The 11,362-nt window shown below is 47.0% G+C and carries 10 protein-coding genes; 6 read left to right on the forward strand and 4 right to left on the reverse strand.

Annotated features, from left to right (window positions below; all coding sequences use genetic code 11):
• Positions 1 to 240: 240 nt before the first annotated feature.
• From ACKFKF_RS25670 to ACKFKF_RS25685, 4 genes are all read right to left on the reverse strand, one after another.
• Positions 241 to 2,772, reverse strand: a complete 2,532-nt coding sequence (locus ACKFKF_RS25670; protein ID WP_446870272.1) for a glycogen/starch/alpha-glucan phosphorylase — start codon at positions 2,770 to 2,772, stop codon at positions 241 to 243.
• Positions 2,773 to 3,111: 339 nt separating this feature from the next.
• Positions 3,112 to 4,431: an aminotransferase class III-fold pyridoxal phosphate-dependent enzyme gene (locus tag ACKFKF_RS25675; RefSeq protein WP_446870273.1), complete on the reverse strand. Its 1,320-nt coding sequence runs from the start codon at positions 4,429 to 4,431 to the stop codon at positions 3,112 to 3,114.
• Positions 4,432 to 4,706: 275 nt separating this feature from the next.
• Positions 4,707 to 5,270, reverse strand: coding sequence for a hypothetical protein (locus ACKFKF_RS25680; RefSeq protein ID WP_446870274.1), 564 nt, complete (start codon positions 5,268 to 5,270; stop codon positions 4,707 to 4,709).
• Positions 5,271 to 5,623: 353 nt separating this feature from the next.
• A complete protein-coding gene (locus ACKFKF_RS25685) occupies positions 5,624 to 6,394 on the reverse strand; it encodes a DUF554 domain-containing protein (protein WP_446870275.1) in 771 nt (256 codons plus the stop codon).
• A 663-nt stretch (positions 6,395 to 7,057) separates the two neighbouring features.
• Here ACKFKF_RS25685 and ACKFKF_RS25690 point away from each other — a divergent pair.
• The 6 genes from ACKFKF_RS25690 to ACKFKF_RS25715 all read left to right on the forward strand — a co-directional run.
• A complete protein-coding gene (locus ACKFKF_RS25690) occupies positions 7,058 to 7,300 on the forward strand; it encodes a hypothetical protein (protein ID WP_446858684.1) in 243 nt (80 codons plus the stop codon).
• A gap of 229 nt (positions 7,301 to 7,529) precedes the next feature.
• Entirely contained in the window at positions 7,530 to 7,730 is a 201-nt protein-coding gene (locus tag ACKFKF_RS25695) for a hypothetical protein (RefSeq protein WP_446870276.1), read from the forward strand.
• 312 nt (positions 7,731 to 8,042) lie between these two features.
• Complete coding sequence (locus ACKFKF_RS25700) at positions 8,043 to 8,405, forward strand: DUF2237 family protein (RefSeq protein ID WP_446870277.1); 363 nt, start codon at positions 8,043 to 8,045, stop codon at positions 8,403 to 8,405.
• A 432-nt stretch (positions 8,406 to 8,837) separates the two neighbouring features.
• A complete protein-coding gene (locus ACKFKF_RS25705) occupies positions 8,838 to 9,152 on the forward strand; it encodes a hypothetical protein (RefSeq protein ID WP_446870278.1) in 315 nt (104 codons plus the stop codon).
• Between the two features lie 228 nt (positions 9,153 to 9,380).
• A complete protein-coding gene (locus tag ACKFKF_RS25710; RefSeq protein WP_446870279.1) occupies positions 9,381 to 10,616 on the forward strand; it encodes an LL-diaminopimelate aminotransferase in 1,236 nt (411 codons plus the stop codon).
• A gap of 234 nt (positions 10,617 to 10,850) precedes the next feature.
• The coding region (locus tag ACKFKF_RS25715) for a class I SAM-dependent methyltransferase (protein ID WP_446870280.1) at positions 10,851 to 11,362 on the forward strand (512 nt) is incomplete at its 3' end.

Genomic DNA, 11,362 nt, shown 5'->3' on the forward strand with positions numbered 1-11,362 from the left:
AGGGACTTTGAACGAGAAATATTGTCTCAAAGTCCCCAAAATTGGGGGTTGGAGGGCAGAAGTGCTGAACAACGAAACGAGAAAACTCCATCGAATTCACGTTAACAAAATGAGCAATGATTGCAATCCACAGAATTAGCCGCAGAGTTAACCCCACAAAAAACAGCCCTGAAACCAGCTTCACAAGAAACGGTTTGGGGCTGCTTAATTTAGATTTGCAGATTTAGAAACCGAAAGACATTAAATGCTGCTCGTCAAGGTCGTGTGTTCTCCTTTGATCAGTTGTCCATCCACATCCAGATTGACCGGAATCGGTTCGACATTCCAGATTTCTTTGCAGTACTGGCTGATCGTGTTGTCAGACGAAAATTTGCCCATCCGCGCCACATTTAGAATCGATTTGCGAGTCCAACTGGTCTGGTCTTTGTAAGCCTCGCTCACCTGATCCTGACAGTCGAGATAAAACTGGAAGTCTGCCAGCAGCATGTACTCGTCTTTGAACAGCAAGGAATCAACGATCGACTTAAACAAATCTGGCTCCTTGGGCACAAAGAACCCGGACGCAATCTGATCGATCACCTGCTTAAGTTCGGGATTGTCGTGATAGTAGTGCATCGGATTGTAGCCCTGCGACTTCATCACCATCACTTCTTGCGCCGTCAGCCCAAACAAGAAGAAATTCTCTGCGCCCACTTCTTCGCGGATTTCAACGTTGGCTCCGTCAAGGGTACCGATCGTCAGGGCCCCGTTGAGTGAAAATTTCATGTTGCCTGTGCCAGAGGCTTCTTTGCCAGCGGTCGAGATCTGCTCAGATAAGTCAGCCGCAGGATAAGTAATCTGCCCCAGCGAGACGGAGAAATTCGCCAAAAACACGACCTTGATCAAGTCTTGAGCATCTGGATCATGATTCACAACGCTGGCGACTGAATTGATCAATTTGATCACCAACTTCGCCATAAAGTAGCCTGGAGCCGCCTTTCCACCAAAGATGAAGGTGCGAGGCGTAATGTTCAGAGATTTTAGCGTTCCATTCGCAGCGGCACGTTTGATCCGGTTGTACAGCGTGATCACATGCATGATATTGAGCAGTTGACGCTTGTATTCGTGAATCCGTTTCACTTGAATGTCAAACATCGAATCTACATCAATCTCAAGATCATTGTTTGCTTGAATGTAGTCCGCCAGCGTACGCTTGTTGTCTTGCTTGATCTTACGCCATGCCGCTTGGAATTCGGGATCATCTGCAAAGGCTTCTAGCTTTCTTAGATCGTCCAGATTTTTGAGCCACTGATCCCCAATTTTGCTTGTAATTAGTTGCGACAGTACAGGGTTACTCATCAGCACCCACCGCCGCGGCGTTACGCCATTGGTTTTATTCTGGAACTTTTCTGGATACATCTCAAAAAAGTCATGCATCACATCGCGCTTGAGCAATTCGGTATGCAGGGCGGCGACTCCATTGGTCGTGTGACTGCCCACAAAAGCCAAATGCGCCATGCGAATGTGCTTTTCGGGGCCTTCTTGTACCAGTGACATCCGCTCAAGTCTGGCTTTATCATTGGGGAACTTTTGACGAATCTCATCTAAAAAGCGGTAGTTGATTTCGTAAATGATCTCCAAGTGTCGAGGCAGCAACCGCCCAAACAGACCGACCGCCCAGCGTTCCAGCGCTTCAATCAGTAGCGTGTGATTGGTGTAGGCAAAGGTTTTGCGCGTAATCTCCCACGCTTGTTCCCATTCGAGGAAATGCTCATCAATTAGCAAGCGCATCAATTCTGCAACGCCGATCGACGGGTGCGTATCATTTAACTGAATCGCTACTTTGTCGGGGAAGGCATCAAAGTTGTCATACGATCGCAGATACTGGCGAATAATATCCTGCAACGAACAAGACACAAAGAAATACTGCTGTTCTAAGCGGAGTTCTTTACCCTGGGGCGTGTTGTCGTTGGGATACAGAACCTTGGAGATATTTTCAGAATAGGTTTTGTCCGCAACCGCTTGCGTATACTCTCCAGCATCAAACACCTGGAAGTTAAAGTCTTCACTGGACTTAGCACTCCACAGACGCAGCGGATTCACCGTATTGTTCTTAAATCCGGGGATCGGCGTGTCATAGGGCGTTCCATAGACTGTATTGCGAGGCATCCACCGGACTCGATAGTGACCATTCGCATCCGTGTAGGCTTCGGTGTGGCCGCCAAACTTAACTTCTACCATGTAGTCAGGGCGAGCAATCTCCCAAGGATTGCCAAATCTTAGCCAGTTATCGGGGCGTTCGTGCTGCCAGCCGCCTGCGATCATTTGGTCAAAAATGCCATATTCGTAGCGAATCCCGTAGCCCATTGCTGGAATTTGCAGCGTCGCCAACGAGTCCAAAAAGCAAGCGGCGAGTCGTCCAAGACCACCATTGCCCAGACCGGGTTCTTCTTCGCGCTCTAGCAAATCTTCGAGGTTCAGCCCCATCTCTTTGGTGACGGCTTGCATCTGGTCATAGATGCCCAAATTGGTCAGATTATTCATTGAGAGCCGACCAATCAGAAACTCTGCCGAAAGATAGTAAACGGTCTTGGTCTCCTTCTCTGCGTATGCCTTGGCGGTTTTAATCCGCCGATCGATGAGTCGATCGCGCACGGTGTATGCCAATGCCATGTAGTAGTCATACAGAGTGGCGAACCGCTCGTCTTTACCTTGAATGTAGTAAAGGTTATCGGTGAAGGCGCGCTTGATATTTTCCAGCGACATTCCGGTACGATCGTTCTTAACAGACATAGGCTTGTTGCTTGATCTCTTATTGATTGGCTTAGTAAACCCAACTTACGAACCCTACAGCCGTCGATTGTCTGAATTAAGTGCCCGAAAATACAGCAAGGGTAATTTACTAGAAAAATTAAGATTTGCTGGCTCGTAGTGGGTGAGTCGTGATGTGCGTTAGCCTACCACTTTCTGACAAGGTTTATACAGATTAGCGAGTTCGGGTCACTCTCCAGAGTGCGGCGTTTTCATTTTAGAACAAGTTCAAGTGAGGAGTGAGGAGGCAGTAGGTAGATGACAAGTGAAGCAGTAAAAATCTTTAACGCTCAATTCCGAACCGTCCTCATCCCTCATCCCTCATCCCTGCTTGAGAACATTGCTGAGAATCTCGATCAATCGATCGACGTGTGATTTCTCGATAATCAATGGAGGCGACAGGGCTAGAATATCGGCGGTGTTGCGAACGAGTAGTCCTTGCTCAAAACAACTGACCATCGCGTTATAAGCCCGAACTCCAGGTTGGTTAGGAGTGGGTGCAAGTTCGATGCCAGCAATCAGCCCGATATTGCGGATGTCAATTACGTTTGGCAACCCTTTGAGAGAATGCACCGCGTCTTCCCAATAGCTGGCTAAATTTTTGGCGCGATCGAACAGTCCTTCTTCTTCGTAAATATCCAATGTGGCTTGCGCGGCGGCACAGGCGAGCGGATGACCGGAATAGGTGTACCCGTGGAAGAGTTCGATCGCATTCTCTGGCCCATTCATAAAAGCGTCGTAAATGCCATCTCGCGCAAATACTGCTCCCATTGGAACCGTGGCATTTGTAATTCCCTTAGCGACAGTAATTAAGTCAGGAATCACGCCAAAATAGTCGGTCGCAAATCCGGTGCCCAGACGACCAAACCCCGTGATTACTTCGTCAAAAATTAGGAGAATGCCGTACTTATCACAAATGGCTCTGAGCTTCTGCAAATAGCCTTGAGGCGGAATCAGAACGCCCGTTGATCCGGCAACAGGTTCGACAATCACAGCGGCAATATTAGAAGCATCATGCAGGGTGACAATGCGCTCTAACTCGTCGGCAAGATGGGCACCCCACAGCGGCTCACCTCGACTAAAAGCGTTTTGTTCTAAATTGTGCGTATGCGGTAAATGATCGACACCGGGAAGCAGACTGCCAAAAAACTTACGATTGGGCGCAATGCCGCCGACTGAGATGCCGCCAAAGCCAACGCCGTGATATCCCCGTTCTCGACCAATCAAGCGCGTCCGAGTGCCTTCTCCCCGAACTCGATGGTAAGCCAACGCAATTTTGAGGGCCGTATCGACCGCTTCTGATCCAGAGTTTGTAAAAAACACATGATTCAAATCACCGGGCAGCATTTTTGCCAAGCGATCGGCTAACGCAAACGGAGCCGGGTGGCCCATCTGAAAGGTCGGCGCAAAATCCAAAGTAGAGACTTGCTGATGGATCGCTTCGACAATTTTTTCGCGACAGTGCCCTGCATTGACACACCACAGCCCGGCCGTTCCGTCTAACACCTGGCGATCGTCGATCGTCGTGTAGTACATTCCTTTTGCAGCAGCCATTAAGCGAGGCTTGGCTTTAAATTGGCGATTGGCCGTAAAGGGCATCCAGAACGCATCGAGACTGTCAGGAAGGTCGATCGTTGTCATCAGAAAGTTCCTCTATCAACAAACTATTAACAAACTAAGCAGATGGACTAAACGTAGTTTTTTGGCTGTCTTCTGAAGTAAATTTCAACCGCTCATTACAGGGTCATAGGGTCTACATATAACAAAAAACCCTGACGATGGTTGCAGGGTTATCAAATATTGATTTGTGAATCGTTCAGGAAAGCTTGATAGAGGCATGACAATCCACGCCCCTACGGGTAGGAACAGAACTTTAGAAAACGGTCAGCCTCAACGAAAGGTCAACCGCCCTCTGATCAACCTGCTGCTTTTTTGCGGCCTCTGGTCGAAGGCGTTTTAGTCGTCGTCGCTTTGGGAGCCGCTTTTGTTTTGGTGGCAGCGGGCTTTGCTTTGGTGGTCGTTGTCTTGACGGGCGATTTGGTCGCAGCAGCAGCCTTGGTAGAAGCCCCTCTCGTGCGTTTTGCGGGGGCCTCAGCCGGGGCTGGTTCTTTTTCGGGAGCAGATGCGCCGTTTTGTAGATTTAGCGTTTCGGGAGACACACTTAAGTTTTGGCTTTTGCGTCTTCTGCGTGTTTTCGGCTTGGTTCCATCTTTATCTTTGCGGGCAGAAGAAAGATAATACTTTAGCGTTGACGGACTGATTTCGACTCCCTTCTCCGTTAGCATCTTTGAAACTTCTGCGTAGCTATACCCCCGATCGAGTGCTGCCGAGATCTGATCTTTGAGCAAATCGATTGCTTCGCGCAGTGACCAAATTTCTTTCGGCTTTTCCGGCAAGTCTTCTAATATCGAAGCGGCTTGATCGATCGAACCCTTCGAGACTAGCGTTGACGTGGGTGATCTCCTTTTGGTTGTGACCATTGCTCTGTTCCTATTGTTTAAATGACGTTGACTACTTAACTCTGGTATTCCCTGACAACAGGTTTTTTAACCCTAAAACTTGACCTGGGGTATTGGCTGGTTGAGATTATTAGTTTAACTTTTAGTCTCTTGAGCCGTTGATGAACCTATCATCATCATGACCATCGTCGTCAATTATAGAGACATTTTAGAATTTAGAATCAATTCTTAAAAAATTTATTTTCCCGTTGGCCAGATCCATTCCCAAGTTCTCACCTTAGAGGTCTTTCTAGCTTGTCAAATCTGATCGCACAAGGAGACCTAAACGCTACCCAACTGAGTCAGACTTTGTTGACCAACTCGTTTGTGGATGATTAACCCAAGCGTTGAGCGATCGTATAGAACAACGGTGCTAAGACGAGGGCAGGAAGAAATGCAGCAATGCTTAAGGTTGTGACTTCTAGCAGATTTAAACCTAATCCCAAAATCATCAGTCCGCCGACTCCGGAGGTGAGTAAAACCTGGGGTGCATTGACGGGATCGGGCAGCACTTGAGCCAACAATCCGGCAAACAGAGACAGTCCGCCTTGATAAATCAGCAGTGCGATCGCGCTAAACCCCACCCCGATTCCATAGCTGCTGCTGAATGCGATCGACGCTAACCCATCCATTGCCGACTTGATTGATAGGAGCGTGTTGTCTCCTGACAAACCATTTTTGAGGCTGCCCAAAATGGCCAGCGGCCCGATGCAAAATAACAAGCTGGCAGCGACAAATCCTTCTGTAAAACTGCCGCCTCCTTTGAAGAGATCTCTCAGGAGGTTCCCCAGTTTTTGCAGTTGGGCTTCAATCCGTCCCCATTCACCCAAAAGACCGCCTAGTACGATCGCCAACAATCCCAAAATTACTCCGTCAACTCGCTCTACTTGAACTTTGAGCAGGCTGTTGGCCATGGTGATGCCTAGAAACACGGTCAGCAGTCCTAATCCCTGGGTAATGATGCGCTGCATTCGAGTAGGCAAGCTGCCTCTGGCGAAGAGTCCGATCGTCGTTCCCAAAATCACAGTGACGACATTGATCCAGGTGCCGCTCGTTTTATCCCAAAGGGTGAGCGTGAGTAGAGACGATAGAGAGGAGGCTATCAAAATTAGATTCCATTTGCGACAAAGCTTGATTTTAAGGGATGGATGGAGGAAGTCAGTAGGAAACAGGTTGTAACCAAAATTTGTTCAATCCTGAAGGTGTTAGAAGCTGCTTGTTGTGTGAACCAAGTAAATCGAGTTTGATGAAGATTTTTCGCTTCGTTATTGAGCACTTCCGCCTCAAGCTGCCAATTTTGGGGGACTTTAAGAGAAGAGTTCTAGTTCAAGGCTTCTTACAGAGTGGGGAATTTGAGGAATAACTCGAATCGATGCCCAAGGCGAGTTTTTATTGAATTTACGTTTTATTAAACAGCGATCGAGGGGTAAGTCCGGAGCATTTTGAAGGCGATCGAATTTAGGAGCGGTCTATGTCTAAAGAAAATGAATACTCTATCTAACAGCGTATTTTTGCCGGAATTCACGCTACTTATCTTGAAGTATTAGTATTCTATCCAAAGGCAGAAACTGAAGAGCGCGCAAAAAGTTAGCATCAGTCTGAGTCTTTAAGGAAACTACCAATTCAGTATTTATACGAATGTAGTAGTCGTTTTTGGAAAGACAGTAGATGAACTTTAATATGTTTATCTACAGGCAAACCTCTGCTTATTCATTTTGTTCTGCTTGATTTCTAGAACAATTTCTCACTGTCCCATTCAGCATTACGTCATGACAAACGTTAGCAACCTGGCACTGATAGAGGAGTTCTTTTTGTTGATGCAACGCCCCGGTGACGCTGAATCTGAGCCTACTTTGATCACAGCAACGATCGACCTTTCTGAGTTCGATTTTACAGAGGCAGAGTTGCAAAAGCTGAGAAGACTAACCCGCAAGTTGGAGCTGTCGCTTTTGACTGAGTTTTGTAAGTACTTTGAAGCGGCTTCGGTAGTGGTAGAGGTTCGGTCTGATTAGATATATGTCTTATTGACTAAGGTGGACTATCGAATTTGAGTAGGTCGAATAAACTGTCTCTTGAGGACGATAAAGGCGATCGACAATTTCAACTCTTGGCAGAGGAATTAGGGTGCATTTCTCTTTAGATTGAGTCAATCCAAGATTCGGCTTTATCTCAATCGCTACATTGAATGAGGGAAGCTAATCCTTCAATCCAGTTAAGGAGTCGGTTATGAGGTCTTTCAATATGATTGCTTCTCCCAAATTCAACCCCGACCAAGTTGTGCAGTTTGTGGGCGGTGAGGGCAAAGTCAGAAGTCATTATCCAGATTCGGGTAGCTGGTCATATAAGATCGAGATGGAAATGGGGCCAGAACCCGACATGGGCAGAATTGGCTATGAGACGACGATTTTGCTGCTTGAGACGGACTTGCGTCCCGTAGAGTAATGCTTGTAATGCTTATGTTCATCAACCTCTATCAAGCTCCATAAGGTTATTAGTGATCGACCAATTGAATCATTAAACCAGGTTAGCGATCGTTCACCGTTGACTAGGAGATTTCTATTAAATTTAAATATTTTTTAGACCTGAGAGTTTTTGATCCACACGGGCTGAGAAGATTTAGCTCTTTATATTAGAGGGAGTGGATCACGTTGGGCAAACTGACGAGGGCTGCGGAAGCCTCGATCGGCGTTATCCTAAATAAGTTCTTCTACAATGGGTGAGAAGCTTTTCTTTCTGATTACCCCTGGAGTCATGATGACAGACGCAAAGAATGTATTAGGCGGAACTTTGGAGAGTTGTTCGACCGACCCAATGACCGGATTTTTTCGCAACGGTTGCTGTGAGACGGGGCCTCAAGATGTGGGAACTCATGTCGTTTGCGCTCAAGTGACGGATGACTTTCTGAGCTATACAAAATCGCAGGGCAACGATCTCAGCACCCCGATGCCGATGTATGAATTTCCAGGACTCAAGTCGGGCGATCGATGGTGCCTTTGTGTTTCGCGCTGGAAGGAGGCTTTGAATGCTGGGTTTGCTCCTCCGATCGTGCTTTCAGCCACCCACGAAGCTGCTCTCAAAGTTGTTCCTCTCGAAGTGTTGAAAGAACACGCTATCTAGTCAGCACGCTCTAAGTTTCACTTCAACTTAATAGGAACGTGACATGAATTCCAAATTGAAGTATTAAAGTACACAGGGTAGAGAAGCAAATTCATTTAACATAGAGAAAATTGGCGTTAGGTTCAAAGTCCCCCAATTTTAGGGGATTTAGGGGGCGAACAGATTCATCCCTCCAATCAGCAACGCCAGAAAATTTATGTTGGGCTTCTCATATTGCAGTGATTTGACAGGGGAGTGATGATAAAACGAGTTTTCCTTGCGGCAATAATTGTTCTAGGTGCGTCAGCGTTGTTGGGCTTTCCTCGGAGCGTTCACTCTATTCAAAGGTATAGTCAGTATCTACAAAGGCCTGGTCTGATCTCTGAATGCCCCGACTTAGTTACACAGCCAAATGCTATTAATAACGCTAAAACCATTCATCCGACTAAGGTAATGGTAAAACCCTGGCGAGGACGGCATCAGGTTTACGGCATTTTTGTTTTGCCTCCAGGGTACAATGCGACCGAATTTTTTCAGATTTCGCTAAAGGATGCGGGTTCCTATTGTGGTACGGTGTCGGGGCTGGACGACTTTATTATTGATACGGCGATCGCTCCCGATGAGCTACTGGTAGAAGAATGGAAGAACGATCGAGTGGTTGTGGGCCGTCTCAGAACTCGCACTGCTTTGTGGGTCATGTCAAAGGGCAAGCAGGATCTCTTAAACCTGCCTCAAAACTGGTCTTTGCAGCTTGAGAAAGGAATTTGATTTTTAGTTGTCTAATCTCAATGCTCTCAATTAATGGGCATTCATTAACGTGAATTTGATGAAGTTTTTTCGCTACGGTGTTCAGCGCTTCTGCCTCCCAAGCTGCCAATTCTGAAGGGCTTTATTTTTCCTTGTGAAGTTCAGAGTCTAGACCAAATTCTGCAAGGTCTATCATCAGGACTATAGCGCTGCGGTAAGCTGTTGTATAACGTTCGTAGCGATCGACTTATGGCCACTATCAATGACAATTACCTGAAGCTCAAAGCGGGCTACCTGTTTCCAGAGATTGCGCGACGGGTGAATGCGTTTGCAGACTCAAACCCAGATCCCAAAATTATTCGTTTGGGAATTGGAGATGTCACAGAACCGTTACCCGAAGCTTGCCGAACTGCGATGACCCAAGCGATCGAAGATATGAGCGATCGCTCCCTTTTTAAGGGCTATGGGCCTGAACAAGGCTACGCTTGGCTGCGTGAGAAAATTGCAGAACATGACTTTCGACCGCGCGGCTGTGAGATTGACGCTTCTGAGATCTTTATTTCTGATGGCTCAAAGTGCGACTCTGGCAATATTTTGGATATCTTTGGCGATGACAATACGATCGCGGTTACTGATCCAGTTTATCCAGTTTATGTTGATACCAATGTGATGGCGGGTCACACAGGCGATGCCAACGAAAAGGGTGAGTATGATGGGTTTGTCTATTTGCCGATTACCGCAGACAACAACTTTACGGCTCAGATTCCTGCTCAAAAAGTTGATCTGATTTATCTGTGTTTTCCCAACAATCCGACGGGCGCAACGGCGACTAAAGAACATCTGCAAGCGTGGGTTGATTATGCAAAAGCGCATGGATCAATCATCTTTTTTGATGCAGCTTATGAAGCCTTTATTACTGACTCCAGTTTGCCTCACTCGATTTATGAGATTGAAGGGGCGAGAGACTGTGCGATCGAGTTTCGATCGTTCTCCAAAAATGCAGGCTTTACGGGGACTCGCTGCGCTCTGACGGTGGTACCCAAAACCTTGACTGCTAAAGCCAAAGACGGCTCAGATGTAGAACTCTGGAAACTGTGGAATCGTCGTCAATCAACCAAGTTTAACGGCGTGTCTTATATTGTCCAGCGGGGAGCCGAGGCCGTCTACTCAGAGGCAGGAAAAGCGCAAATCCAGGCGCTCGTCAGCTTCTACATGGAAAACGCCAAAATCATTCGCAAACAACTGACGGCAGCAGGCTTAAAGGTTTACGGGGGAACCAATGCGCCCTATGTGTGGGTTCAGACTCCCAACGGGCTGTCAAGCTGGGACTTTTTTGATAAGTTGTTGCACAGCACAAATGTAGTCGGAACGCCTGGATCGGGTTTTGGTGCCGCAGGTGAAGGCTACTTCCGCATTTCAGCCTTTAACAGCCGCGAGAATGTCGAAGAAGCGATGAAGCGGATTTCTGATAAGTTCAAAGTTTAATTGTTCCAGTCGTTTCTAGCGCGATCGAACCGCAGTGAGATCCCTGATTTCTTCAAAGAATTGGGGATCTTTGCTTGTATAAGAAAACATACAAGGTATGACTCATATTTTTTAAGTATTAGTTGAGTGTGAAATATATATTGGACATTCATGATTGAGTTGCGTATCGTAAGAGTTATCAACAGAAAACAATTCTGAGAACGCTAGAGAGAATGACTCGATCGCTCTAAAACAATGCCAAGAAACCAATGGAACGCTAACCTCTATGAAAGCAGACATGCATTCGTCTGGCAATCTGGAGAATCACTGATAGAATTGCTATCGCCCCAACCTGGAGAACGAATTCTAGACCTGGGATGTGGCACCGGACAACTCACACAACAGATCGCAACTCACGCTCAAGTTGTCGGAATTGACCGCTCGCCCACCATGATCGAGACTGCTCAACACAACTACCCTGGCCTCAAATTTTTGGTTGCAGATGCTCAGAATTTTCAAGTCGATCGTCCCTTTGATGCCGTCTTCTCAAACGCTGTCCTACACTGGATTTCTAACCCTGACAGTGTAATTCAAAGTGTCTACTACGCGCTGCGATCGGGCGGCCGATTTGTAGCAGAATTTGGCGGAAAAGGAAACGTACAAGCGATCGTGCGGGCACTTTATCATGCCCTGGAAACGATTCACTCAACGCCGGCGTTGCTGAATCCAAGTATGAATCGGTGGGTAGCGACATTTCTGGAACGCCC

The sequence above is a fragment of the Phormidesmis sp. 146-12 genome (assembly GCF_052939495.1).